This window comes from Streptomyces sp. NPDC031479 (genome assembly GCF_055581065.1).
The window spans coordinates 1-24154 of the sequence record NZ_JBVIKC010000076.1 but is presented as its reverse complement, the minus strand read 5'-3'; the positions used below and the strand labels follow the sequence as shown (position 1 = coordinate 24154).

The following is a 24154-nucleotide window of genomic DNA, read 5'->3' as shown; positions in this document are numbered from 1 at the left end:
GTACGTCCAGTACGCGGGCTTCCGGTCGGCACGCCGAGAGCACGCACCGGACGCCGCTCCTTCCCCACGGACATCCGTCAGACACCCCCTAGCCCATCACGAACGCAACGAAACTCCGGTTGCACGGGGCGACCTTGCCAAGTCGCCCTGGACCAACGGAGTTTCGAGCTGCCGCCGGTCCGCCACCGCCTGCCTCGTCAAGTCGCCCGCTCTGGATGGCGTGGCGGGACTCTCGCTGATGGAGCGGCTGCGGGTGCTGCCCGATCCGCGTCGACGGCGCGGTGTGCGTCACCCGTTCGTGACAGTGCTGCTGCTTGCCGCGCCGGCGGTGGTCGCCGGCGCGCGCTCGTACGCAGCGATCGGCCAGTGGGCCGCGAGCGCACCGCAGCACGCCCTGACCCGCCTCGGTGCCCGCACGGTCGGCGTGTTCGGGGTGTGTGTCGCGCCGAGTGCCGCCACGATTCGACGGGGCGGCAACCTGGTCTGTCCCGGTGGCCTGGCCGACCTGACCGGCGCCGATCCCGGCGGCGCCAACTCGGTGGCCGTGGACGGCAAGGCCGCCCGCGGCTCCCGGCACGGCCAGACGCCCGCCGCCCACCTCCTTGCCCGCCTGACCGGCGCTCTCACAAGATCACGGGGCTTCGCAACGGCCCTGCCCTGCCCTCGACCCTGCCCGTTCGGACATTGTTCGCTCAAGGACCAGGGTGGTTGCATTTGAACCCGGTTGAACAGTCAGGTAACAACTGTTCCACCGGAATCCATTTCAGAGCTAGAAACCGGAGGAATTTCTCATGGTTCGTCACCACGCCGTCAGCCTGCGCCCTCGCCTCGACAAGATCCGGGTGCGCGCCGGTAAGTGATTGACCGGTGTGCCGCGGGTCCCGTACCCGCGGCACACCGTCCCCAACGCGTACTGCCGGAAGTCGGAACATCGCGGCGTGAAATCGCGCCGGTAATTCAGGAGAAGTGGATCCGTACATGAGAGTCACTGAGGAAGGCCACGGCGTTCCGGTCCTGATCGGGGCTGATTCAGCGCGGCGTACGACGTCCCTCTGCTTCTCCATCGCGTTCGGCGGGCGGCACGACTCGCCGGAGGGCTCGGGCGCGGCCCACCTGATGGAGCACTTGCTGATGTCCGCTCCGCTGGACGGTGGCGCCTCGTTGGCCGAGCGCATCGAAGGCCTCGGCGGTGAATGCAATGCTTCCACCGGGCCCGAATCTCTCCTGTTCTTTGCCCAGGTGATGAATGAGGATGCCTGTGCCGTTGCGCAGTGGATGACGCAGGCGGTACTCCATCCGGAAATCGACGACAAGATATTCGATTCCGAGCGCCGCGTCGTGCTTACGGAATTGGCCGCCGCAGCAGCCGACCCGAGTGACATCGTCCAGGAGAGGTTCCTCGCCGAGCTCTTCCGGGGGCACCCCCTTTCGCAGCCTTCCGGTGGCACCGAGGAGAGCGTCCGGGAATTGTCCCTGAACATTGTCGAGGAGTCGCACCGGAGGGCGACGACGACACGCCCCATGGCCTTCTCCGCAGTCGGCGGAATAGATCCGGAAGCTCTTCGCGCCACGCTCGGCAACTCGGCGCTGGCCTCGGCCGCGGTCGCACCACTGACGTCTGGCGGCCCAGTGGCCGAACCGCCTGCGCTGCCCCTCGTTTCGCAGCGGACCGACCCGTCCTGGCCCGACGAGTTCTGCTGGCTGGTTGCCGGCGGACGGGCCCCGCGGCTCGCCGACCGGGAGCGGTTCGCCTCCGTCGTGCTGGGCCATCTCCTCGGTTCGAGTGCCGCCTCCCCGCTCTACCAGCGGCTCCGCGGGGAGAACGCCCTCGCCTACATGTTCCGTTCCTGGTCCCGCAGCTACAGCGACACGGGCGCCTGGCGCTTCCTCGCCGGCGCCGAACCCGAGAACGCCCCGCGCGTCCTGGAGGAATTCCGCAGCGCCCTGTCCGAGGTCGCGAACAAGGGGCCGCTGGAGGGGTCGCTGGCCGCGGCCCGCCGGCTGGCGGTGATGGAGGCCGTGCGGGAGGCGGAGGACCCGCTGGAGCACGCGATCACCCTGGCGAACCAGCGTTGCGCGCTGCCCGGGCCGTGGGATCCGGAGCAGCACATCCAGGCGGTGCTGGCGACGACCGGCGAGGAGGTCGCCGCAGCCGCGGCCCGGCTCTCCGACGAACTCCTGGTCGTGGCGAGCCCGGAGGGAGCATGACCTCCTTCGCTGTCGCACCTGCCTTCCTCGACGCCGTCGGCCCGGCCGGGATGCTGCTGCGGGTCCAGGGGCAGGACTGTGTCGCCGGTTCGTACCACGATCCGGTCGCCGACGAGACCCGCTGCCTCGTCGAGTACGCGGACCAGGCGCTCCTGGCCGACCTCTCTCCGCTCCTGCCGGTGCTCCGAGCACGGTACCCGGAGTGCACGAGCCTGCTGGTGCGCGTCCTGCCGGGGGGCGAGGTCGACGCGAGGCTGAGCCCGTTCCTCACCTACGTGCGGTATGCGGCCGAGCCGGACGGGCCGGCGGCTGACGTGGCGGAGCCAACGATTCTGCGGGTGACCGAAGTCGACGACGACTGCGCCCCCCTGGTCGAGGAGTGGATGGCGCGGGCGATCAGTGACGGAGCGTCGGTCCAAGGGGGGCGGCCCGATCCTTCCGTGGCACTGGACGCGGCCCGCACGCTACTGGCCGGTGCGGAGCGCACCTCGTTCGTCGCCTGGCTGGACGGGGTGGCGATCGGCCACGCCACGGTGCGCCGCGACGGCTACGACGACCCCAGCGATACCGAGTTCCTTGAGCTCATCGACATCCTCGTCGATTCCGACGCGCACCGGTCGGCCGCCACCCGAGCACTGGTGCGGGCCTGTGCGGAACTGGCCGGGACGACCGGCCTCCCGCTGGTCGGCCACGTCAGTCACCCGCTCCCCGGCACCGGAGCGGACAGCGGAGCGCGGATCGTCGCCGGGCTGGTGAGCCAGGGTTGGCAGCCGGCCTTCGGCTACCGGCACCTATCGCTCGCCTGAGTTCAACGCCGCGGCCGACCAGGCCGTCCGAGCCGTGCCCCCCATGAAGCCCTGTCACATCCGAAGCTCCGTCATGCCTGATGCCACGTCACGAAGGGACGCGCATGTCCGACTCTCCCCCCGCGTCGCCGCCCCCGCTCACCTTGGACCTGCTCTACACGGCGCTCGGCATGGATCCGCAGGAGCCGCTCCGTGACCTGGTCCGGGCCGCCCGTACCCAGCGCGGCCACCTGGCCCCGCTGGTCCTCTCCGTTGCCACCGGGCAGGGCGAGGCGTTGGGCAGCGGGTCGTCGGACGAACTGCGCCGGATGCGGGTACGGACGGACGACTACCGCACCCTCGCCGCCCAGCTGACGGCCGCCGTTCCCGGAGCCCGCGTCCTCAAGGGGCCGGCGCTGGCACAGCACTACCCGCCCGCGGTCCTGCGCCCCAGCGGCGACCTCGACGTCTACCTGCCGGGCGAGTCCGCCCTGTGGCACGCCGTGCACGAGGTCTTCCGCACCCGGCCGGTGAACGACGTCGACATCACGCTCATCGGCCAGGGCGCCGGAGCGCACTGGGTCGTCGTACTGCGATGGTCCGCGGAGGACCCGGTCCTCGACCCCGACCACCGTGTCGAACTGGTGACCTTCGCCTACCCCGAGCGCGCCGGGGCCGCGCCGATGCGGGTGCGACCCCCGCAGGACCAGGTCACCTCCGATCTGCTGGCGATCGCCGACGAGCGATTCGACCGCCCCTTCACCGTCAAGGACGTCCTCGACCTGGCCTTCACGCTCGACAGCCCGCACTGCCCGCCCCCGGAAGCACTGGTCTCGGCAGCGGACGCCTACCGGCTGGCTCCGGAACTGCTCCTGCTGAGCCAGGCGCTGCGCAGCGCCGCGGAGTTGACCAGTCCGCGGAACGAACTGCTGCTGCCGCTGCTCACCGACGCCGCCGCGCGCGAGGAGGCCGCACGCGAGGAGGCCCTGCGCAATGCCCAGCCCGCGCAAACCGCCGCCACGCCAACAGCCACAGCACAGACCGAGCCGAGCGCGCGACAGTGCCTGGAGGACGGTCGGCCGCTGTACGGCCTGCGGCTGAACCCGGACTTGGCCCCGCGAGACGGCGACGCAGTACAGCTCCGCCTCCTCGGCGACGACGTCCTGCTGCGCTGCCCCGTCGGGGACTTCCTCCTGGTGGCCTCGGAACTGGTCGACCCCGGTACCTACGAGGCGGCGCTCGAAGCGCTCGCGGCGGAGGAGAACAACCAGGCGGTGGCACGGGCATGAGCGCGGACATGCTTCAGGTCGAAGCCCTCACCCGCCGCTTCCGCAACCGCAAGGGCAACGAGGTCACCGCGCTCGACGGGGTCACCCTGCACGCACGGGAAGGAGAAGTCGTCGGTCTCCTTGGGCCCAACGGTGCCGGAAAGACGACGCTCTCACGGATCCTGACGACACTGCTGCTCCCCACCGGTGGCATCGCCCGGGTCGACGGCCTCGACGTGGTCCACGACGCACGTCAGGTGCGGGAACGCATCGGGCTGGTGCTCGGTGGCGAGCGGGGTCTGTACAATCGACTGACTGCCCGTCAGAATCTGCGCTACTGGGGCGCGATGCAGGGACTGCCGGGAAAGGCCTGCCGCAGCCGCGCCGACCAGCTGCTGGAGCGGCTGGGCCTGAGTGCGCGTGCTGACGACCAAATACAGACGTACTCGCGCGGCATGGTCCAGCGCGTCCACCTGGCCAGAGCCCTGCTCCGCAGCCCCCGCCTGCTGATCATGGACGAGCCGACCAGCGGCATGGACCCGCATGCCGCGCAGGGCTTCCGCGGACTCGTCGAAGAGCTCCGTGACAGTGGTTCGACCATCCTGCTCGCCACCCATGACATGCAGGAGGCGCAGTCCCTCTGCTCGCGGGTCGCCCTGATCGACCACGGCCGGATCCTGCAGGAGGGGACAACCGAGGACCTCCTCCGCGCCATCGGTACAGGCCGCACCGTGACAGCCGCCGGCGTCGCGGCGCAGCTCGCCCTGAGCATTGCAGCGATCGCCGGAGTGAGCGTCCAGGAGTCGACGCCGGACGGGCTGTTGACCCTTCGGGCCGACGGCGACGGCGCGATCGCCGCGGTGCTCCAGGCCCTCACCGCCGCCGGTGTCCACGAGCTGTCAGTGGCCGCACCCTCCCTGACCGAGGTTTACCGCACCATCATCGAGGACCGGGAGTTCGCCCTCTGATGACTGCCTTCGTGCAACTGCAGTGGCTGCTCCTGATCCGCTCTCCGCGCCTTCTGGCCACGCTGGTCATCGTCCCGTTCTACTCGGTCGTCTTCTTCACCACCCTGCACGGGTACGGGGCGCCCGGACTGTCGGCCACCGTGGCTCTCACCGCGTTCGTCATGAGCATGTGGTCGCAGGCCATGTTCGTCGCGGCGGAGGTCGTGGACGATGACCGCTGGGACGGCACCCTGGAGCCGGCCCTGCTCACCCCGGACGCCTACGTGCGCGCGCTGACGGTCAGGGTCTGCACGACCACCGCGCTGAGCCTGCCGGTGCTGGTCGAAGTGATCGCGATCGGCCGGATCGGCTTCGGTTTCGCGCTCCCCGTCCACCGGCCGCTCCTGGCGCTGACGGCCTCCCTGCTACTGGTCGTCGGCACCGCCGGCTTCGCGCTGATGGTCAGCGCGTTGATGATCCTCATGCCTGGTGGGCGCAACCTGCGGAACGCCCTGACCTACCCGTTCTACATCCTCGGCGGGCTGATCCTGCCGGCGGCCGCGCTGCCGGTACCGGTCCGACAACTCACCCAGCTGTTCTTCCTCTCGTACGGCGCGCAGCTGCTGCGCGCGGCGATGGCCGGATCCTCCGGGAGCCACTGGAAGGACCTCTCGCTCCTGCTGCTCCTGACCGTCCTGCAGCTGGTCGCGGGAGCGGCCCTGCTGCGCCGCGCGCTGTCGCGAGCCCGTCACGGGGAGGCCCGACTCTATGCGTAAGGCCGAAGCGCTGATCCGTCAGATCGGCTACGGGCTGCTGAGCAGCTATCAGGACTACCGGGCTCTCTACACCTGGCGCTCCTGGCTGTTCGGCTGGCTGGCGCGGCTGCTCTGCCAGGTGCTGTTCTTCTCCATGGTTGGCTGGGCGATCGGCTCGGCCGACACCCAGCGGTACATGGCGCTGGGCAATGCGGTGGTCCTGGGGCCCCTCGGCGCCTTCGGAGTGGTCTCCTCCAGTGTCGGCGAACGCCGTGGCGGCACCTTGCAGTTTCTGCTGCTCAGCCGCAACGGACCGTTCCCCGTGCTGCTGGCGCGCGGGCTCTACTGGGTCGCCGACGGCATCGTCACCTCCTGCATCGCCCTGTTCGTCCTGCGCTGGCTGGCGGACGTCGAAGTGAGCCCGCCCGTGCTGCTGGTCTGCTTCCTCCTCCAGGTACTGATCACCCTGAGCGGCTACAGCCTCGCGCTGGCACTGGCGGGGATCAGCCTCCGCTGGCCGGAGAGCCGGATGTACCTGACGGCCGGTACGACAATCCTGCTGATGACGCTCGCCGGGGTGAACACCCCACTCCCGCGTGGCGGAGTCGTCGGAGCGATCGCCTCCGTAGTGCCTGCCGCACACGGCCTCCAGGCGATCCGTGCGCTCGTCGCCCATGGCACGGTCCCGGCAGGCGAGGTGTTCGCGGAATTCGCAGTGCTCCTCCTCTGGGGAGCGGTGGGCTACTTGGCGCTCACCGGATCCCTTCGTCATCAGGTCCGTACCGGAACGCTCAACCTCCGCTGAAGGCGCGCTGCAGCCACGCGGCAGCCCCTACGGCAGCCCCCGTTCCGGAACCGTCCGACCGTCCCCACCACGGAGAACCACCCCATGAGCAGAGCGAACGTCTTGAGCCTGGTCGGCCCACCGGGGTCGGGGAAGTCCACCCAGGCGGCGCGTCTGGTCGTCGCCCTGGGCCGGTCCCGGGGAACCCCGGTGCTGTGCGCCTCGGTCCCGGCACTACTACGCGGCGACCCTGCGCTGCACGAGCGGTTGACCCGGCAGGAGGCGGCCCAGGTGGCCGCCGTACGCCGCGCCGCGCACGAGTCCGCCGACCGGGGTGCGCTGATGCCCACGGAACTCGACCAGGTGCTGGTCGAGTTGGTGGCCAGGGCGGCAGCCGACGGGCCGGTGGTGCTGGACAGCGTGCCGCGGGGACGGCAACAGGCGCGCATCCTGCTCGCCGGCGCCGTGCCGCTTGCCGAGCTGATAGTCCTTCATCTCCAGCTTCCAGGGGACGTCCTGACGGCCTCCCTGGAGCGCCAGATCACCCGGGCTGCCTCCCGAGGGGAGTGGCCTCCCACGCAGCGGCAGCTCTCCCGGATGGCGGGCAAGGCGGGCGTCTATACCGACGAGACCCTCCCCGGCCTGGCCGAACTCGCCCGAGCTGGCGTCGACATGGCCCGGTTCGATGCTTCCGGCCCTGCCGACCTGGTCGCCGAGGAGATACACGCCCACCTGGTCCAGCGCGGAGCCCTGCCGGCGTTCGCCGCCTCCGCTGCCGTCACCGGTGCCGTCATCCCCGCCGCCACCACCACTTCCACCCCCGCCCTCACCGCCGCCCTTGCCGGCGTCGACCCGGGGCAGCCGGAGGCCGGACCGTGCAGCTGATCCTCGCCCGACACGGACGCACCGAGTCCAACGCGCTCCACCGCTTCCCCCTCTCCCCCGCCGTACCGCTGGACCGGACCGGCATCGAGCAAGTCCGGTGCACCGGGCGGCAGATCGCCGACTCCGGGTTCCACCCGACCGCCATCCACGCCAGTGACGCGGAACGGACCCTGCAGACCGCCCGCCTCCTCCGTGATCTGATCGCCCCGGAGCTGCCGGTCACCCCGCAGCCAGGCCTGCGGGAGCTGGACTGGGGCCTGCTGCGCGGCCGTTCCACGCTCTCCGGCCCCTCGGGCGACGCCGAGTACACCCGCTGGCAGCAGGACCCGCTGCGCAGGCTCCCCGGCGGGGAGAGCCTGGCCGACGTACAGGCCCGGGCAACCCCCCTGCTGGAGCGACTGATTGCCGACGGCCGCCCGGCACTCGTGGTCTCGCACGCGGTCACCCTCACCGTCCTAACCGCCTGGCTGCGAGGTTGGGACCTCATCGAGACATGGCAGTCCCACCGGGCCCATCTCCCGACGGGCGGATACCGCCGGCTCGAACTCACCGGCCCCCCGGGCCTGCCCCACCCCCTACCCGTGTCGCAATGACAGGAGCAACCCCCATGGCCTATCCATCGCTGTCCCCCCTGGTTGAACAAGGTCTGCTGGACGAGATCCTGGACAACCTGGGCTTCATCCACGCGAATGACCACTGCCGCCGCAACTGCACGCACTGCCCGGCCTTCGGCGACACCTCACCCGTGCAGATGACCCCGTTCGCGACCCTGACCCGGCTGGTCCGGGACGTCGGCGAAGCCTTCCGGGACCGGGGCATCTCCCCCAAGCGCAGCATCGTCTCCTGGCGGATCAGCGACCCGCTCGACTACCACGTCAGGGACGGCGAGACCACGCGGAACACCTTCGACGTCGCCCGGATCTGGCGTGAACACCTGGGGCAGGGACTCTACCTGGTGACCAACGGCAGCGAGGGAAAGCGCTTCGCCCGGACCGCGCTGCGCCAGATCGCCGCCCGGCCCGACGTGCTCTCACAGGCCAAACTGACCATCACTCCCTGCGACCAGGGCTGGGGCAGCGAGCGTTACCTGCAGAACATCGCCGATGACATCTCGGTGCTCGCGCCGCTGTGGGACCTGGGCTCGACGCGGATGGAGGACCCCGACGGCCTGCGCTTCCGGATCAATCTGAAGTCGACGGCGGACCGGCGCGAGGAGGCACTGGAATTCATGGCCCGGGCCATGGACTTGGCCGGTCTGGACGCCGGCGCGGCGCAGAAGGCGTTGGCCGATCCGCGCCGCATCTCGGCGAAGGACATCTACGACCTCGGCTCGTACGTCGGCGACAGCCCCGTGGTGAACGCGATCAGCATCAAGGGCGAGGGCGGCAAGCGCTTCAAGGACACCGCGCAGACCCGCTCCCACCACCAGTACGGCATCTACCCTGACGGGGCCGTCCGCGTCATTGACATGTACGAGTTCAAGGTCTACGAGGCGACCGGGGAGGGCGGCGCCCCGCTCCGGGTCGACCTGCGCGCCGCCTGACCCGCTGTCCGACCCTGGGTCTGGCCTACTGTCCGACTCAAGGTATGAGTCGCCGTCATGGCAGCCGGAAGCATCAAGGAACAGGAATCAAGTGAACGACATCCGAGTCGTCCCGCTGTACCGGGCCGACGAGCATCCCGTGCTGCTGACCGGCGCGAAGGCGCAGGCCCTGGCACGTCTGCACCGCGCCGGCTTCCGGGTCCCGGACGGCGTCTGCGTGACCTCGGCCTGGTTCCAGGACGTCATGTCCCGTACCGGGATCGGCGACACCGTCGAGCAGAACCTGCGGGATCTGAGCGCCGTCCCCACCGGTACCGGCCGCGCCCTGGAACTCATCCGACGGGCCGTCATCCAGTCGCCGTGGCCGGCGGACCTGGTCGAGGAGGCAAGCGCCGCGGCGCAGTCGCTCCTCGACCAGGGGCCCGTCATGGTGCGCTCGTCCGTACCCGTCGAGGACGGCGCAGGGCAGTCCTATGCCGGAGTGTTCCACTCCGAGGGGCCACTGCACACGGTGCCGGAGGTACTGTCCTCACTCGCCCGCTGCTGGGCGGCGCTGTACTCGGCCCGCTGCTACTCCTACTCGCGCGGCCAATTGCCGCAGGAGTACGCCGCGTTCCTGCAGACCTGGGTGCAGCCGCAGGCACACGGTGTGCTGTTCACCAAGGACCTGTTCACGAGCGACGGCGGCCCGGTCACCGACTTCGCGTGGGGCAGTGCGACCGACTCCACCTCGGGCGAGGGTCCGACGAACCGGCTCCTCCTGTCGGACGAGGCCGCGCTGCCCGACGGTCTGCCGGATGCTCTGCCCGACGGTCTGCGCGAGGAGTTGCTCTCGCTGGCCAAGCGCAGCGAACAGCTCTTCGGTCTGCCGCTCGACGTGGAGTGGGTGTGGAACGAGGGCCTGTTGCACACGCTCCAGGCCCGACCCATCACCCACGGCCGGACGCCCGCCAAGGTGACCGGCGGCTGGTGGCCGGATTCCGACGTCAGCGGCCTGTACGACGTCGACCTCGGCAACTGTCGCGCCCGTTTCGAGGGCGCGCTGCAGAAGCACATCTGGCTCCGCAGGCAGTGTGCGGCCGTCGGCGTGGAGACCTACCGCGAGGCGTACATCGTCTACGGGGAGCAGGACGTCCGCCGGCTCGCCGACGACCTGGCCGGCTACCTGCGCACCGAGTTCGTCCAGATCAACTGGGGTGGCCGCGGCACCGGAACCGTCGCGAAGCTGGCCGACCTGGCCGACCACCTGCTGCGCGGACGCGAGCGCAACGCCCTGTCCGACCCCGCGTTCAGCGCCGCGCACATCGGCGAGATCGTCCCCGCGGAGGCCTCCGGCTTCTCCGCACTGCTCGGCGACGGAACCGTCATCGTCGAGGCTTTCCCCGCCGGCCTGCCCGGCATCAAGGAAGGCGGCCTCGTCCCGTCGGTCTTCACCATCGCCCCCGGCGGACCCATCGTCCGCGTGAACATCGCGGAATTCAGCCGTCGTTGTCACATCGAGCCCGGTGAGGGCTGGTGGTGGCGCCCCGAGGACACCGCCCCATACACCTTCGACCGTGCCGACGGCGAGGTCCTCGACATCGCCCGGATCACCCGCGACCTGTGCGGCGCCCTGGGCGAGGCCCGGCTGGAGTGGTACACCGCCGACGGCCGGGCGATGATCCGCGACGTCAGCCTTGAGGGCCGCGGTCTGGAGGCGCGCACGGCCGATGTCGGGAGGGTCATCTCCACCGGGATCGCCGCGGGCACGGTGCTCGCCCTGCCGGACCTCTCCGAACTCGACGAAGCGGCACGGGCATTGGAAGTCAGTGTGGTCGGCTTCGGCATGGACAACCCCGCAGTGCTGTCGGACGACCGCATCACCGCCGCCGTCGATGCCATCCGGCAGAAGAACGGTGTGATCGTCGTCGCCGAGTACCCCTCAGCCGGGCTCATCCCCCTGGTGGACCTCGCCTCGGGCTTCGTCTTCGAACGCGGCAATCTGCTCTGCCACACGGCCATCGTGCTGCGCGAGCGCGGCGTGCCGGCGATCGTGGCACCCGGCGCCGGGAAGTGGCTGCGTGACGGCATGAAGGTCGAGCTCTCCCCAGCGGGCCTGGCCGTCCTCGACCCCGAGGACCGGACTTGCTGAAGGGCGAGCACCGGTGAACGCGCTACAGGTCGGCCTGTGTCCCCTCGACCTCACCGACGAACGGCACGTGCGGCGCCTTCTCTGCGACGACTCCCGGGGAAGCGCGGCAGGCAGTCGGCTGCTGACCCGCCCGGACTTCGTGCCGGACGGCTTCACCGTCGCCGAGCGGATGACGGGGCAGGTCCTGCTGCACCCCTCTGAGCGCGCGTTCGACCCCTGGCTTTCCCGGCTGATCGCGGACAAGCTGGCCCGGATCGCCGCCCCGGCAGGGCGCAGCGCCGTCACTGACCCGGCGGTTGCCGCGTTCTGCCGGGACCAGACGCTTCGACTGCTGGACCACACCTGGGAGGAATCTCCCGCGACACGATCCGCGAGCGACTCTCCGGCCAACTCGCTGAGCAACCAGGAACTGCCGTCCGTAGTGGACCGGGTGATCGCCCACTGCGTGCTCGGTGACGTCCGCGCGCCGGTCGCCACCCACCTGCGGTACGCCGATCGCGGGGTGAGCGTCGCCGTGGCGCTCGCCCCGCTCGTCCTGGAGCGGTGCGGAACCGACCTGTCGCGCCTGCTGCGGTACAGCCTGGCGGCCGGCCTGCTCGGGGCGGAGCAGAAAGCACGTGCGCCCGGCCCGGGCGCGCGCCTGCCCATCGACGCGTCGGCCACTCCCGTGGCCACCGCGCGGAAGCTGTGGCCCAGGTACCGGGCGCTGGCCGAACGGCCCCTCCAGGTGGACCACTGGGCGGAGTTCGCGAGCGAGGTACTCGACGGTCCGAGACGGCTTGTGTGGTTCTTCGACGACTGCGCCGAGACGGTGATCGACCTCCTCCTGCTCACCCGCTTGAAGGAAGCCAACCCCCAGCTGGAAATCACCATGGTGCCCAAGTCCCTGCCCTGCTACACGGACGCCGACACCGGCCTGCTGCTCCGGCTGCTCGCCACTCCCAGCCTGCAGGCGCTGGGCGTAGGAGGCGCGCTGCAGGCCTCGGACGTCTGCCGCTTCGGCCCGACCATGGCCACGGCCAACCTGCGCAAGCTCTCCCCCGAACTGGCCGGGCAACTGGACGCGGCGGACTGCGTCTTCGTGAAGGGCACCAACATCCACGAGATGTTCCAGGGCGGGATCGACAGGCCGATGTACACCGGGTTCGTCCTGGTGAGCGAGTTCAACGAGAGTGCGATGGGGGTGGACGCCTCGTCCGCCCCCCTCTTCCTCGTCCACTCCGGGCCCGGCGAGTACGCCCACTGGGGCTTCGAAGGACGCGAATCCCGTACCGTCCGGTACTCGGACCAGCGCCTCGTCCGGCTTTGCTGGAGTACCTTGACGGACCATCAGTTCAGAAAGAACTGCGACGACCCCGCCGTACTGCGCGAGGAGCTACGCCGGCTGGACTCCCTCACCGAACGCGTGCTGCCCAGGACCCGCCCCGCACTCGACGGCGAAAGGGCACTCGTCCACCAGGCACTGCGGCGCGTCACCGGCAGCGCCCCGCGAATCCCGTGACCGACACCAGTGGAGCAGACGTGCACGACCCCCGAAACGACCTGCACGATTCCCGGAACGACCTGCACCATTCCCGGAACGACTGGCTCGACGACCTGGCGGCCCTGACCGCCGGAGCCGTCGAACGCTTCCCGCGCCACAACGACGCCTTCCACCTGGTCTCCCGCCTGGCCGAAGAGGCCGGTGAACTGGCCCAACAGGTCAACCACATGGAGGGCATGGGCCGCAAACGCGAAGCCCACGGCGAGCCTGACCCCGACCACCTCACCAAGGAGGTCCTCGACGTTGTCCGCTGCGCCGTCGCCATTGCCGCCCACTACGGCTGCCTGGCCAACCTCCGCACCCTCACGTCGGCGAAGCTGGACTCCTATCGCCGCGAAGGGTGGGCGCGCTGACCGTCGGTCCTCCGCCTGACCGCTCATCGCCGTGCCGTCAGTGCCGGTCCGCGGAATCGCTCCCTGGCCCTGGCAGCGTTCAGGCCGAATCGGTCCTGACCAGCACGCTCACGAGGTCACGGGACTTTGCGACGGCCCTGGTTCCGGTACGGCGAGATCGGGCGGGCTCCCCGTCGCCGGCCAGGCGGCAACAGCCTGCGGCTGCGCGGCTTCCGGGCCGCCGCAACTGATGGCTCCAGTCCTGTGCCGTGACCCTGCTCGACGGGCACCTGGGCTCCTGCGCCACCGAGGCCATCGCCGAGGGCGGGGACGCGGCGAAGGCCAAGGTGGACGAGGCCACCCGGGCCATCGCCCGGCTGATCCGCGCATAAACCCGGCCGGTACGCCGACCGCCCCTCCACACGAAGCGGTTCGTGGAGGGGCGGTCGGCCTTCCGTGCCCGCCCGGGGCCCGCGTACCGGGCCGGGGTATGCCCCCGGCGCCGGGGCGGCCCGTACGATGAGCCGCTCGCGAGGGGGAAGGCGGAAAGCGATGCGCGTACGCCGGCTGGGAGAGCTGGAGGCCGAGATCATGGACCGGGTGTGGCTGTGGGAACGGCCCGTCTCCGTCCGCGAGGTCGTCGACGACATAAACCGGCGCCGCAAGGTCGCCTACACCACCGTGATGACCGTGGCCGACATCCTGTACCGCAAGGGCTGGCTGAGCCGCGAGAAGTCCGGCCGCGCCTGGATGTACGAGGCCGTGCGCAGCCGTGAGGAGTACACCGCGGCGCTCATGCAGGACGCGCTCGGCGACAGCCAGGACCGCAAGGCCGCGCTGCTGCGGTTCGTCGAGGTCATGTCCCACGAGGACGTGGAGGCGCTGGACGAGGCCCTGCGCGCGGCCCGTCCCGGCCGGCCCGCCGGCGAGCCGGGGGGCGGCCGGTGAACCACCACGTCCTGCCGCCCCTCGGACTGGCCCTGATCACCGGCCTGGTCCTCCCGTGGATGCTGGTCCGCGCCCACTGGGCGCAGCAGGTGCCACGGCTGGGACTGGCCGTGTGGATGCTGTGCGGTGCGGCCTTCGCGCTCTCCGTGGCGGTCCTCCCGGCGCAGTTGCTGCTCCCCGAGGAGACCAGTCACCGCCTCGTCGACGTGGTCCTGACGCTGCACCCGCCCTCCCCGGACCGGCTGGCGGCCGCCACGGGCCGCGAGTGCCTCGCCGCGGCGGCGGCTTTCGCCGTCCTGGCACTGCCCGGAGCCGCCTTCGTACGGGAGGTCGTGCGGGCACGGCGCGCCCGCGGCCGGCACGCCGAACTGCTGCGGCTGGTCGGCCGCTACGACGCCCGGCTGGGCGCGACCGTACTGGACGACGCGCGCCCCGCGGTGTACTGCCTGCCGGGGCGCTCGCGCCGGGTCGTGGTCTCCTCCGGGGCGGTGGCGGTCCTGACGGAACAGGAGCTGGCCGCGGCCCTCGCACACGAGCGGGCCCACATCGGCGGCCGGCACCATCTGCTGGTCGCCGCGGCCGGGGCGTACTCGGCGGTGTTCGGCAGGGTCCCGCTGGCCCGGATCGGCGGGCAGGCCGTACCGCTGCTGCTGGAGATGGCGGCCGACGACCGGGCGCTGCACGGCTGTTCCCGTGACGCGCTGGCCACGGCGCTGTACGCGCTCGCGGCGGGGCGCGCGCCGCGCAGGGCGTTCGCCGCGGGCGGGCCGTCGGCGGCGGTGCGGATGCGGCGCATCCTGGCTCCCCGGCACGCGGGGCATCCGGTGCTGCGGGGGCTGCTCGCGGTGGCCACGGCGGTGGCGGCCATCGCCCCGGCGGTCGTCGCCTGTTGCTGGACGGGCTGATAGCGCGACACCAACCCGGCTATTTACTAAGCCAATTCGTAGATTTCCCCTCGCTCCCGACCACTCGAATTGCCCGCTATTCTGGGCGCGTGCGGGCTCAGGACCGGTACGGCGAGAGGTGCGGAACAAATGCTGCTGGCTGACGTGCGGACGGCAGCGCCCGGCGACGCGACGGCGATTTCACGGCTCCTCGCCGAAGCGATTCGCACCGCCTACGCCGAGATCCTGGGAGAAATCCGCGTCGGCCGGCTGGTGTCGGACCATTGCGCACTGCCCCGTATTCGCGCGGAAATTGAAATTCCCGGCGGGGCGCCCGGCTGGCTCGGCTGGCTGGTCGCCACCGACGCGGACGGACGCGTGGTGGGGGCGGTCTCGGGCGGGCTCCCCGTCGCCGGCCAGGGTGAGATCTACGCCCTGTGCGCGGATCCTGCGCGGCTGCGGCAGGGGATCGGCACGGCCCTGCTGGCGGGCGCCACCGAGCGGATGCGGGAGCACGGGGCGGCCGCCCAGCGGATCGGCCTGCCCGCCGAACGGGCCCCGGCCCTGCCGTTCTTCAACCACCACGGCTTCACCCCGCTCACACCGGTCAGGCTCGGCCGCACCCTCTGACGGCCGCCGGGCCCCGCCGCAGCCGGCCCGCGGACGCCGCTCCCGGCTCCCCGCTCCCCGCTCCCCGCTCCCCGCTCCGCCGACGCTCGCGGCTCCGCCCCCGTTCCGCCCCGCCGACGCCCCCGGTCGCCCTCCGACGCCTCCCGGCCGCGCGCCCGGGTTCGTGGCAGATCCACGCCATCGCGTGTTCACGCAGCCCCTCGCTCTGGCCCAAGTCCCTTGCCACGGGAAAGGATTCCACCAGCGGCGCGCGGTACCCGACGGCACGGGAGACCCGCCCACGGAGCGTCGGAGCGAGCGAGCCCCTGGAGGAGCGATGCACACAACGAGCGGCACTTCCCTGTCCGTCAGGCCGGTCCCGCCCGCCGCGCCCGCCGCCCTCGCGCCGGTCCTGCCGTCGGCGCGCGCGACCACCCACCCGGCCGCGCTCACGGGCACCCCGGGGGACTTCCCGCCCGGCCTGGAATCGGTCGCGCCGGCCGACGAGGACGCGGGCTGGCTGCACGACGCGCTGCTCGGCCCGCACAGCGCGGACGTCGTCGGATACCTGCGCCTCGCGCGGGACTGCGGCGGCCCGGTCCTGGACCTGGGTTCCGGCGCCGGAAGGCTGGCGGTGCCGCTGGCCCGCCAGGGGTTCTCCGTCGAGGCCGTGGACCGGGACCCAGCCTGCCTGGAGCGGCTGCGGACCTGGGGCGCGCGGATCGGGCCGCAGGTGTCGCGGCTGCTGGTCACCACCCGGGCCGAACTGGCGGAGCTGAGGCTGCGGCGCAGGTACCGGCTGGCCCTGCTGGCCGGGACGATGGTCTCGGCCGTGGCCCCCGACGCCCGCCCCGGGCTGCTGCGCGAGATCGCCGCGCACCTGGAGCCGGGCGGCGTGCTCGCCCTCGACTACACGGCGCACCGGATGCGGGACCTGGCGCGGGAGCCCCGGCGCGCGTACGCGTTCCAGGTGCCCCGGTTCGACGGGATCGAGGAGTGGGCGGCGGCCCGGCAGGTCTTCGACCTGGACGGCATGAGCGAGCACGTCACCTACCACTGCGTGCGCACGGGCAAGCTGAGTACGGAGCGGACGGTGCTCAGCACCCGCAAGTGGATCGTCGAGCCGGAGCGGCTCGACGCCGAACTGCGTGCGGCGGGGCTGCGCGTGGAGCGCAGTCGGCGCCACCGCCTCGACGAGCGGACCGAGAGCGTCCTCCTCGTCTGCCGCGCCGACCGCTGAGCGCTCGGCTCCGGCACCGACTCGGGCACCGGCTCCGGCACCGGCACCACCGCGGTCCCGCTCCGCTCCCCCGCCGCCCGCTCCACGGGGACCGGCAAGAGGTACGATGCCCCCAAAGGTTTGAGTGGACCAGATGGCGGATGGTGGCGGAGTGAGGGCTGTCGTGGAGGAGCCGACCGGCCGCGAGGCGGTGATCCAGCGCCTCCGCGACGTGGGCCTGCGCGTCACGGGACCGCGCCTCGAAGTGCTCCAGGTCCTGGCGGCGGGCGGCCACATGGACGTCGAGTCGATCACGGCTGCCGCCCGCGAGCGGCTCGGGACGCTGACCAGCCAGGCCGTCTACGAGATGCTGCGCCACTTCCTGGAGACCGGTCTGGCGACGAAGTTCGACCGTCCCGCGCTGCCCGCCGTCTTCGAGATCGCGGGCCCGCCCCATCAGCACGCGCTCTGCGTGCGCTGCGGCCGGGTGGAGAACGTCGCGGCGGAGGTGCCGGAGCCGGCCGACGCCTCGCTCCGCTCCTGGCGGATGGGCGAGGGCGCGGAGATCATCTTCAAGGGGCTGTGCCCCGACTGCCTCCGGGCGCAAGAGGACTAGACCCCTTTTCGCCCCGGACGTGCGGGAGTTGGGCCCGCGAGCCCGTTCCGCACCGGCCGCGCGGGAGCCCCGCGGGAGTCGGGCGGCGACCCTTCCGGAGCCATCGGGCGCGGAGGCGCGCACTCCAGAGGGCTATTGTGACCCCCGTCACATCCGAAACACGGGGGCGCGGGCCCTCCCCCCGGCATGTGCCAAAGTGTGACTGTCGATTCGTAAGAAGAGGGGGTCGCTTTCGCGATGGCAACGGGCGACGGCAGGGACGGCATCCAGTCCGCCGACAGGGTGCTGGCGCTCTATCAGGAGCTGCGCCTGCGCGGGGTGTCCAACCTCCACGAGGTCTTCCGGGAACTCGGCCTGGAGCCCGAGGAGTCCGAGAAGTGGCGCGCGGAGCTCGCTTCCCTCGGCCTGATCGTACCGACGGGCACCACCCACGCCACCCGCGACGACCTCCAGTCGGGCGCCTGGGAGCCGGGGCCCGACGCGGTCGCCGTCGTCGATCCGGAGATCGCCCTGCTGCGGATGCTCCAGGGCGAGCGCGAGCGGCTGCGGGAGCACCTGGACGAGTCCGACCGCGCGTACAGCGCGCTGGAGACCCTGGTCGGACGGTTCCTGCGCCCCGGATCGCTGAACGGTTCGGAGGTCGAGGTGGAGATCCTCGACGACTACGGGCGGATCCAGCAGGTGCTGGAGGACATCACGGACGTCATCCGGCACGATCTGACGTCCATGCACGTGACGGCCCTGGTCCGGGAGGTCGCGGACCGGGTGCTCAGCCGCGACCGCCGGCAGATCGACAACGGGGTGCGCATCCGCGCCATCTACCACCAGCGGATCACCACCTCCCCGGAGGCGGTGGAGATGCTCCGCCGCCGCGTCGAGGCCGGTGTCGAGATCAGGCTGTCGCCCGCCGTCCCGATGAACATGATCATCGCGGACCAGCAGTTCGCCGTGCTGCCCGTACACCCCGACGACCGCGCGGCCGGCGCGATCCTGGCCCGCGGCCCGGCCCTCGTCCGTTCCTACCTGGCGCTGTACGAGCACTGTTGGCACGCCGCGACCCCGTACGGCGACGACGTCGCACCGGAACTCGGCGGCGACGGGCTGTCCGAACAGCAGCGGGCCGCGCTGAAGATGCTCGCCTCCGGCATGAAGGACGAGAAGGTCGCCCGCACGCTGGGAGTTTCCCTGAGGACGGTGAGCCGCATGCTGTCCGAGCTGATGCAGGAAATGGGGGCGTCGAGCCGCTTCGAGGCCGGCGTGCGCGCGCAGCGGCTCGGCTGGCTCGACTGACCCGAAATACCGGCGCAATACTCCGGGGGCCGGAGAACGGGGCCGGAGCAGGGGGCCGGAGAAGAACGGAGCCGCGGGCCGCCGGGCCGGGGAACGGAAAAGGCCCCGCGGCCGCCCGGGGGCGATCACGAGGCTTTGCCGCGCGGCGGTTCCGTCAGTCCCAGCCGTTGCCGTCGGGCCGGACCGCCGACACTGCGGTGACGGCGGCGGTACAGAGCGGACGGACGGGGGCCGCGGGGCGGGCGCCTGCGGGCGTTCCGGTGGCGTGCGCAGCGAACATGATTTCCTCCAGGAATTCAGAACGTCAATTCCGTCTCCGGGGATCCGTGCCGCCGGTATTCCTTCGAAGACATCTCCATTGTCCTACGGAATCCACGGCCGGTTCGGATTCCTGTAGCGCCTCTGAGGCGGATCTGAAGTCCATCGCCCGCCATTCCGGGCGGAGTTCATACAGATGTTACGCCTGCATACCTTTGGTCACCCCAAAAGAGCTGTTAGGGTGGGCTTCCGGCCTTCTCGGCCCTCCAGGTGAGAGGCGCCGGCGAGGCAGGAGCGTGCCGTCGCTCCTGCCTCACCCGTATCCGGCCCCGTACGCTCCTCGCGCAGCACGTCCCGGTACACCTCCAGGGTCCGCGCCGCCGCGGCCCGCCAGCTCATCGCCCGCGCGTGCCGGACCGCCGCCTCCCCCATCGCGGCGCCCGCCCGCGGGTGCTCGGCGAACCAGCGCAGCCAACGGGCGTACTCGACGGGGTCGTTGCCGTGCACCAGCACGCCCGTCACCCGGTCCCGCACGGCGGTCGGGAGTCCGCCGACCGCCGAGGCAAGGACCGGGGTCCCGCACGCCTGGGCCTCCAGCGCGACCAGCCCGAACGACTCGCTGCGGGAGGGCACCAGCAGGACGTCCGCCGCCCGGTACCAGTCGGCCAACTCGGCCTGTGGGACGGGCGGGTGGTGCCGCAGGACGTCCGACACCCGCAGCTCCCGCGCCAGTTCCCAGGCGTCACCGCGCGGCCCGGCGCCCGAGTTCCCGCCCACCACCGGGACGATGGTCCGCTCGCGCAGCCCCGGCGCGTCCCCCAGCAGCCGGGCGATCGCGCGCACCATCACGTCGGGGCCCTTGAGGGGCTGGATGCGGCCCGCGTACAGGGGGACGAACGCGTCGGCGGGCAGACCGAGCCGGGCCCGCGCCGCGGCCCGGCCCCGGCCGGGGCCGAACGTGCGCAGGTCGACGCCCGGCCGGACGATCTCGGTGCGGCGGGCCTCCGCCCCGTACAACTCCCGCAGGGCCCGCGCCTCCTCGCCCGTGTTCGCGATCAGCCGGTCGGCGGAGCCGACCACCTGGTGCTCGCCGCGCACGCGCAGCTCCGGCTCGGGGGTGTCGCCCTCGGCGAGGGCCGCGTTCTTGACCCGGGCCAGGGTGTGGGCGGTGTGCACGAGCGGGATCCGCCAGCCGGCGGCGGCGATGCGGCCCGCCTGGCCGGACAGCCAGTAGTGCGAGTGGATCAGGTCGTAGCGCCGCCGCTCCTTGAGCAGCGCCAGCGAGAACGGCACCACGAGGGCGGGCATGTCCTCCTTGGCCAGGGCCGCGCGCGGACCCGCCTCCAGGTGGCGCACGCCGACGCCGGGCGCGAGGGTGTCGCGCGGCGGGCGGGCCTCGCCCCGGCAGCGGGTGAACAGGTCCACCTCGACGCCCTGTTCGGCGAGGGCGCGGGAGAGCTGGACCATGTAGACGTTCATGCCGCCCGCGTCCCCGGTGCCGGGCTGGTGCAGCGGCGAGGTGTGGACGCTGAGCATGGCGACGCGCAAGGACACGTGGGGCTCCTACGGGGAAGGGCCACACGCCCGGCACCGCCGGGCGACCGGCGCGCGGTCACGCGGCGAAGGAGGGTTTCTGTCGTCGTGCAGTCGTACGGTGCCGGGCGCTCGCCCCGGACCGGGAGGCCGGCCCGGAGCCGGCCGGTCAGAAGCCGAACACCGGCCCCGAGGGCGGGGCCAGCCGGGTGCCCGGCGCGGGCGGGGCGAGCACCTCGGCCCGGACCGGGCCTCCGGGTTCCGCGCGCAGGGCCGCGGCGAGCCGGTCGGCACCCTCCGGCATCACCGGGCGGGCCCAGGCGCCGAGGGCGCGGGCCACGGCCAACTGGGCCGCGAGCACCGGCAGGTGCCGGCCGCCGGCGGTGGGGCGGTGCGCCTCGTGCGCGTTGACGTGGCCGAAGTCGGACACCGACCGCACCATCTCGTCGAGCAGCGCGACCGCCCTGCGGGGGTCGAAGGACTCCGGCGAGTACGCCTCGCGCAGGTCTTCCAGCCCGCGCAGCAGCCTGCGCTCCAGCACCTCCCAGCCGGTACCGCCGGGCAGCGCCTCGGGTACCCGTCCCGAGCTCTGCTCGCGCACGGCGGCGAACAGCCGGGACAGCCAGCTGTTCCAGCTCTCGTCGAGCTCGCGGCGGGCGGCGGCGAGCCGGTCCGGTTCGAAGGCGGTGCGGCGGCCCAGCGGCCGGGCCTGGAGCACGTGCCGGCGCAGGGTGTCCGACCCGTACTCGGTGATCAGGTCCAGCGCCCAGGCCTTCTGGCCGGTGCCCCAGACCAGCGCCTCGTCCTCGATGACGTACGCCTCGTTCACGCAGAAGCGCTGCGGCAGCTTCTCACCCCGGGCGAACAGCAGGACCGGCAGGAGGACGGCGTGGCAGAAGGCGTGGCCGAAGCCGCAGAAGTGGATGGCCCGCTCGGGCAGCGGGCGCTCGCCGTGGCCGAAGAGGTGCATCGCGGCGGCCTCGAAGCAGCCGTCGATGCGGTGTTCGGGGAAGCCGTCCACGGGGACGGGCAGCCCCCACTCGGCGGGGTGGGCCACCGCGATGTCCGGCAGTCCGTCCTCGACGAGCGACTCGCACAGCGCGGCCAGGCGCGGCGGCAGCCCGGTGGCGGCCCAGTACTCGGCGAGGGCCTCGCGGTGCGGCTCCAGCGGGATGTAGAGGCGGCGGCAGCGTCTGGGCACGGCCGGGGTGCCGCACTGGGCGCAGTGCGGCCCCAGCAGGTCCCCGCCGTCGTTGGGGCGGGCGCACTCGTGGCACATGCCGCCGTCGCTGACGGCCGCGCAGTGCGGGCAGGAGCCGGTGACGTGCGCTCCGTGGAGGAAGCGCCCACAGGGTTCGCAGTAGGGCGTCAGGCGGGTGCGGGCGGCGATGACGCCGTCCGCGTACAGCCGCCGGAAGAGGTCGCCCAGCCAGCGCGCGTAGCCCCGGTCCTGGCGCGGGCGGACGATGTGGTCGAACTCGACGCCCGAGCGCAGCCAGTCCGCCGTGATCGCGGCGCGGTACCCCTCGGCCACCTCCTCCGGCTTGCGCCCCGCGCGGAGCGCCCGGACGTGGACGGAGCTGGTGTGATCGGCGGTACCGGTGGTGAACAGGACGGGTTCGCCCTCGGCCCTGAGGTACCGGGACAGCACGTCCGCCGCGACGTACGGTCCGGCGAGGTGGCCGACGTGAAGTTCGCCGTGGGTGGCCGGCGGGGTCGCGGTGATCCAGACGGGGGTGCTCATGGGACCTCCTTGACGCTGTGGAGCGAAGTACGCAGCGAGGCTCGGAACGGAAGGGGGCGCGGACCTCCTCGCTCCGCACGGCGCGCACGGGGGCGGCGGGAGCGGAGGAGAGCGGGGTGCCCACCTCAGGGTGACAGAGAAACGAACCGCGCGGTCTGGTATGGGCTTGCGCGTTCACGCCGTTGCGCGGACACGCCAGTCGGACGGCCCGGCGGACGGCGCGGCGGACCGGTGTTGGCGTACTCGCGACATGACGCCTGTACGCCAAAGGGGCCGCCTTGCGGCCCACGGCCGCGCCCAACAGGCTGACCTCATGGAACACTTCGCGACCGATCGCATAGACCGCAGCGCCCCCGAATCCCTGCTGGTCGTGGCCGCGCACCCGGACGACATCGAGTTCTGCGTGAGCGGGACGGTCATGCGGTGGATCGCGCAGGGCACCACCCGCGTCACGTACTGCATCGTCACGGACGGCGGCGCCGGCGGGTACGACGAACAGCTCCCCCGCCAGGCCATGGGCGACCTGCGCCGCGCCGAGCAGGTGCACTCGGCCAAGCGCAGCGGCGTCGACGACGTCCGCTTCCTCGGCTACCCCGACAGCTACGTGGAGGCCGGCGTGGAGCTGCGCCGCGACCTGTGCCGGGTGATCCGGCAGGTCCGCCCGCAGCGTGCCGTCATCCCGAGCCCGGAGATCAACTGGTCCCGCATCGCCGACCTGCACCCCGACCACCGGGCGGTGGGCGACGCCGCGCTGCGGGCGATCTACCCGGAGGCGCGCAATCCGTTCGCGCACCCGTCGCTCCTCAAGGAGGAGGGCCTGGAGCCGTGGATCGTGCCGGAGCTGTGGCTGATGACGGGCCCGACGCCCAATCAGTACATCGACGTCACGCCCGTCTTCGACCGCAAGGTGGAGGCCCTGCGCATCCACACCTCGCAGACCGCGCACTTCGACGACCTCGCGGGACTGCTGCGGGAATGGCTGGGCGAGCACGCGCGGGCGGCGGGGCTGCCCCCGGGCCGGATGGCCGAGGCCTTCCAGGTCGTGCGGATCGACTGAGTCCCGCCCCCACCGGGTCGGTGGGGGCGGGACCTGTCGGTGCGGGCGGTCACCGGTAGATGAGCAGCTCCGGCTCGGTCGCGCCCGTCAGCGCGTAGCGCGTCGCGACCAGCGGACGGCCCGAGTAGAGGCGGATCAGCGTCGTCGCGTCGCCCACGAAGCGCGCGGCCGGACGGCCGGGCACCTCACCGCCGAGGACGAGCGGCCCCGTGTGGCCGTCGACGGCCGCGATCAGCCGGGGCGTGTCCCGCCTGCGGCTGGCGGTACGGAGCAGGGGCAGGGCGAGGGAGAGGCTGTGCCCGCCGTACGCCCCCGGTTCCCCGAACGCGTCCCGTACGTCGCCCGCGTGGATCCACTCCCCCAGGGCCACCGTGTCCAGCGTGCCGTCGCCCGCGGCGATGGCCGGGCCGGCTTCCGTGAGCCCGCGTTCCAGCTCGTCCACGATCCTGGCCACCGGCCAGTCCGCCCGCTCGGCCACGTCGGCGGCGTTGGAGGCGGGGAGGAAGACTCCCTCCTCCAGCCGGCCCTCCACGATGCGTACGAGGGCGGCCGCGCAGTGGGCCAGGACGTCCCGGACCGTCCACCCCGGGCAGGCGGTCCGCAGCCCGTACGCGGCTTCCGGCGCGCGGCGCAGGAGCGGGACCAGCGCGTCCCGTTCGGTGCGCAGCAGCAGGTCCGGCAGCCAGGGGTCGCGCACGTCGTCGTCGGTGTCCACGGCGCTCAGTAGCGGTAGTGGTCGGGCTTGTACGGGCCCTCGACCTCGACGCCGATGTAGGCGGCCTGCTCCGGGCGCAGGGTGGTGAGCTTGACGCCGA

Annotated in this window: 25 protein-coding genes and 1 pseudogene; 21 read left to right on the top strand and 5 right to left on the bottom strand. The window is 72.2% G+C overall.

What is annotated here, in order from left to right; genetic code table 11:
* The first annotated feature begins 220 nt into the window (after window positions 1–220).
* From ACZ5D2_RS39645 to ACZ5D2_RS39550, 20 genes are all read left to right on the top strand, one after another.
* On the top strand, window positions 221–718 hold the full coding sequence (locus ACZ5D2_RS39645) for a transposase family protein (protein WP_371675973.1): 498 nt from the start codon (window positions 221–223) through the stop codon (window positions 716–718).
* 248 nt (window positions 719–966) lie between these two features.
* Entirely contained in the window at window positions 967–2208 is a 1242-nt protein-coding gene (locus ACZ5D2_RS39640) for a M16 family metallopeptidase (protein WP_468936466.1), read from the top strand.
* The gene (locus ACZ5D2_RS39635; RefSeq protein WP_371675975.1) at window positions 2205–3014 is read left to right on the top strand and encodes a GNAT family N-acetyltransferase; all 810 of its coding nucleotides are present in this window, start codon (window positions 2205–2207) and stop codon (window positions 3012–3014) included. The genes ACZ5D2_RS39640 and ACZ5D2_RS39635 overlap by 4 nt, the downstream gene beginning before the upstream one ends.
* Window positions 3015–3118: 104 nt before the next feature.
* A complete protein-coding gene (locus tag ACZ5D2_RS39630; protein ID WP_351034156.1) occupies window positions 3119–4282 on the top strand; it encodes a nucleotidyltransferase family protein in 1164 nt (387 codons plus the stop codon).
* A gap of 8 nt (window positions 4283–4290) precedes the next feature.
* Entirely contained in the window at window positions 4291–5229 is a 939-nt protein-coding gene (locus ACZ5D2_RS39625; protein ID WP_468936461.1) for an ABC transporter ATP-binding protein, read from the top strand.
* Window positions 5229–5984 carry an ABC transporter permease gene (locus ACZ5D2_RS39620; protein WP_371675978.1) on the top strand — a complete coding sequence of 252 codons (756 nt, stop codon included), beginning with the start codon at window positions 5229–5231 and terminating at the stop codon, window positions 5982–5984. Before ACZ5D2_RS39625 ends, ACZ5D2_RS39620 begins: the two co-directional genes overlap by 1 nt.
* Entirely contained in the window at window positions 5977–6768 is a 792-nt protein-coding gene (locus ACZ5D2_RS39615) for an ABC transporter permease (protein WP_468936458.1), read from the top strand. The genes ACZ5D2_RS39620 and ACZ5D2_RS39615 overlap by 8 nt, the downstream gene beginning before the upstream one ends.
* A gap of 84 nt (window positions 6769–6852) precedes the next feature.
* Window positions 6853–7632, top strand: a complete 780-nt coding sequence (locus ACZ5D2_RS39610) for a nucleoside/nucleotide kinase family protein (protein ID WP_468936455.1) — start codon at window positions 6853–6855, stop codon at window positions 7630–7632.
* Complete coding sequence (locus tag ACZ5D2_RS39605) at window positions 7623–8225, top strand: histidine phosphatase family protein (RefSeq protein WP_285528765.1); 603 nt, start codon at window positions 7623–7625, stop codon at window positions 8223–8225. The genes ACZ5D2_RS39610 and ACZ5D2_RS39605 overlap by 10 nt, the downstream gene beginning before the upstream one ends.
* Before the next feature lie 14 nt (window positions 8226–8239).
* Window positions 8240–9175, top strand: a complete 936-nt coding sequence (locus ACZ5D2_RS39600) for a hypothetical protein (protein ID WP_371675982.1) — start codon at window positions 8240–8242, stop codon at window positions 9173–9175.
* Between the two features lie 91 nt (window positions 9176–9266).
* Window positions 9267–11306, top strand: coding sequence for a PEP/pyruvate-binding domain-containing protein (locus ACZ5D2_RS39595; RefSeq protein WP_371675983.1), 2040 nt, complete (start codon window positions 9267–9269; stop codon window positions 11304–11306).
* Window positions 11307–11319: 13 nt separating this feature from the next.
* Window positions 11320–12807 carry an ARMT1-like domain-containing protein gene (locus ACZ5D2_RS39590; protein ID WP_468936450.1) on the top strand — a complete coding sequence of 496 codons (1488 nt, stop codon included), beginning with the start codon at window positions 11320–11322 and terminating at the stop codon, window positions 12805–12807.
* A 20-nt stretch (window positions 12808–12827) separates the two neighbouring features.
* Window positions 12828–13202, top strand: a complete 375-nt coding sequence (locus tag ACZ5D2_RS39585) for a nucleoside triphosphate pyrophosphohydrolase family protein (RefSeq protein WP_468936447.1) — start codon at window positions 12828–12830, stop codon at window positions 13200–13202.
* A gap of 248 nt (window positions 13203–13450) precedes the next feature.
* Window positions 13451–13573 (top strand): hypothetical protein, encoded by a 123-nt coding sequence (locus tag ACZ5D2_RS39580; protein WP_468936444.1) that lies wholly within the window; start codon window positions 13451–13453, stop codon window positions 13571–13573.
* A 160-nt stretch (window positions 13574–13733) separates the two neighbouring features.
* Complete coding sequence (locus tag ACZ5D2_RS39575; RefSeq protein ID WP_371675987.1) at window positions 13734–14129, top strand: BlaI/MecI/CopY family transcriptional regulator; 396 nt, start codon at window positions 13734–13736, stop codon at window positions 14127–14129.
* On the top strand, window positions 14126–15034 hold the full coding sequence (locus ACZ5D2_RS39570) for a M48 family metalloprotease (protein WP_371675988.1): 909 nt from the start codon (window positions 14126–14128) through the stop codon (window positions 15032–15034). Before ACZ5D2_RS39575 ends, ACZ5D2_RS39570 begins: the two co-directional genes overlap by 4 nt.
* Window positions 15035–15163: 129 nt before the next feature.
* Window positions 15164–15643 (top strand): GNAT family N-acetyltransferase, encoded by a 480-nt coding sequence (locus ACZ5D2_RS39565; RefSeq protein ID WP_371675989.1) that lies wholly within the window; start codon window positions 15164–15166, stop codon window positions 15641–15643.
* Between the two features lie 316 nt (window positions 15644–15959).
* Window positions 15960–16862, top strand: a complete 903-nt coding sequence (locus ACZ5D2_RS39560; RefSeq protein ID WP_371675990.1) for a class I SAM-dependent methyltransferase — start codon at window positions 15960–15962, stop codon at window positions 16860–16862.
* Between the two features lie 151 nt (window positions 16863–17013).
* Complete coding sequence (locus ACZ5D2_RS39555) at window positions 17014–17457, top strand: Fur family transcriptional regulator (RefSeq protein WP_371675991.1); 444 nt, start codon at window positions 17014–17016, stop codon at window positions 17455–17457.
* Window positions 17458–17694: 237 nt separating this feature from the next.
* Window positions 17695–18747, top strand: a complete 1053-nt coding sequence (locus ACZ5D2_RS39550) for a helix-turn-helix transcriptional regulator (RefSeq protein ID WP_371675992.1) — start codon at window positions 17695–17697, stop codon at window positions 18745–18747.
* 154 nt (window positions 18748–18901) lie between these two features.
* On the opposite strand, the gene ACZ5D2_RS39545 is transcribed toward ACZ5D2_RS39550, so the two are convergent.
* The 3 genes and pseudogenes from ACZ5D2_RS39545 to ACZ5D2_RS39535 form a co-directional block, all read right to left on the bottom strand.
* Window positions 18902–19027, bottom strand: a complete 126-nt coding sequence (locus tag ACZ5D2_RS39545) for a hypothetical protein (RefSeq protein WP_371675993.1) — start codon at window positions 19025–19027, stop codon at window positions 18902–18904.
* Between the two features lie 197 nt (window positions 19028–19224).
* Window positions 19225–20585, bottom strand: a pseudogene (gene mshA, locus ACZ5D2_RS39540) (D-inositol-3-phosphate glycosyltransferase).
* A 122-nt stretch (window positions 20586–20707) separates the two neighbouring features.
* Window positions 20708–22282, bottom strand: a complete 1575-nt coding sequence (locus tag ACZ5D2_RS39535; RefSeq protein WP_371675994.1) for a class I tRNA ligase family protein — start codon at window positions 22280–22282, stop codon at window positions 20708–20710.
* Window positions 22283–22595: 313 nt separating this feature from the next.
* Here ACZ5D2_RS39535 and ACZ5D2_RS39530 point away from each other — a divergent pair, with 313 nt between their 5' ends.
* Window positions 22596–23339 (top strand): PIG-L deacetylase family protein, encoded by a 744-nt coding sequence (locus ACZ5D2_RS39530; RefSeq protein WP_030237734.1) that lies wholly within the window; start codon window positions 22596–22598, stop codon window positions 23337–23339.
* 49 nt (window positions 23340–23388) lie between these two features.
* Here the strand turns inward: ACZ5D2_RS39530 and ACZ5D2_RS39525 are convergent, their stop codons facing one another.
* Both ACZ5D2_RS39525 and ACZ5D2_RS39520 read right to left on the bottom strand, forming a co-directional pair.
* A complete protein-coding gene (locus tag ACZ5D2_RS39525; RefSeq protein ID WP_468936470.1) occupies window positions 23389–24063 on the bottom strand; it encodes a maleylpyruvate isomerase family mycothiol-dependent enzyme in 675 nt (224 codons plus the stop codon).
* On the bottom strand, window positions 24060–24154 hold a 95-nt coding region (locus ACZ5D2_RS39520; RefSeq protein ID WP_351877651.1), incomplete at its 5' end, for an adenosylhomocysteinase. The genes ACZ5D2_RS39520 and ACZ5D2_RS39525, both read right to left, overlap by 4 nt.

What these genes read in the sequence shown, in the direction of transcription:
- ACZ5D2_RS39635 (WP_371675975.1), top strand. Translation starts at nt 2,205, where the DNA reads ATGACCTCCTTCGCTGTCGCACCTGCCTTCCTCGACGCCGTCGGCCCG.
- ACZ5D2_RS39630 (WP_351034156.1), top strand. Translation starts at nt 3,119, where the DNA reads ATGTCCGACTCTCCCCCCGCGTCGCCGCCCCCGCTCACCTTGGACCTG.
- ACZ5D2_RS39625 (WP_468936461.1), top strand. Translation starts at nt 4,291, where the DNA reads ATGCTTCAGGTCGAAGCCCTCACCCGCCGCTTCCGCAACCGCAAGGGC.
- ACZ5D2_RS39620 (WP_371675978.1), top strand. Translation starts at nt 5,229, where the DNA reads ATGACTGCCTTCGTGCAACTGCAGTGGCTGCTCCTGATCCGCTCTCCG.
- ACZ5D2_RS39615 (WP_468936458.1), top strand. Translation starts at nt 5,977, where the DNA reads ATGCGTAAGGCCGAAGCGCTGATCCGTCAGATCGGCTACGGGCTGCTG.
- ACZ5D2_RS39610 (WP_468936455.1), top strand. Translation starts at nt 6,853, where the DNA reads ATGAGCAGAGCGAACGTCTTGAGCCTGGTCGGCCCACCGGGGTCGGGG.
- ACZ5D2_RS39600 (WP_371675982.1), top strand. Translation starts at nt 8,240, where the DNA reads ATGGCCTATCCATCGCTGTCCCCCCTGGTTGAACAAGGTCTGCTGGAC.
- ACZ5D2_RS39575 (WP_371675987.1), top strand. Translation starts at nt 13,734, where the DNA reads ATGCGCGTACGCCGGCTGGGAGAGCTGGAGGCCGAGATCATGGACCGG.
- ACZ5D2_RS39565 (WP_371675989.1), top strand. Translation starts at nt 15,164, where the DNA reads ATGCTGCTGGCTGACGTGCGGACGGCAGCGCCCGGCGACGCGACGGCG.
- ACZ5D2_RS39560 (WP_371675990.1), top strand. Translation starts at nt 15,960, where the DNA reads ATGCACACAACGAGCGGCACTTCCCTGTCCGTCAGGCCGGTCCCGCCC.
- ACZ5D2_RS39550 (WP_371675992.1), top strand. Translation starts at nt 17,695, where the DNA reads ATGGCAACGGGCGACGGCAGGGACGGCATCCAGTCCGCCGACAGGGTG.
- ACZ5D2_RS39545 (WP_371675993.1), bottom strand. Translation starts at nt 19,027, where the DNA reads ATGTTCGCTGCGCACGCCACCGGAACGCCCGCAGGCGCCCGCCCCGCG.
- ACZ5D2_RS39535 (WP_371675994.1), bottom strand. Translation starts at nt 22,282, where the DNA reads ATGAGCACCCCCGTCTGGATCACCGCGACCCCGCCGGCCACCCACGGC.
- ACZ5D2_RS39530 (WP_030237734.1), top strand. Translation starts at nt 22,596, where the DNA reads ATGGAACACTTCGCGACCGATCGCATAGACCGCAGCGCCCCCGAATCC.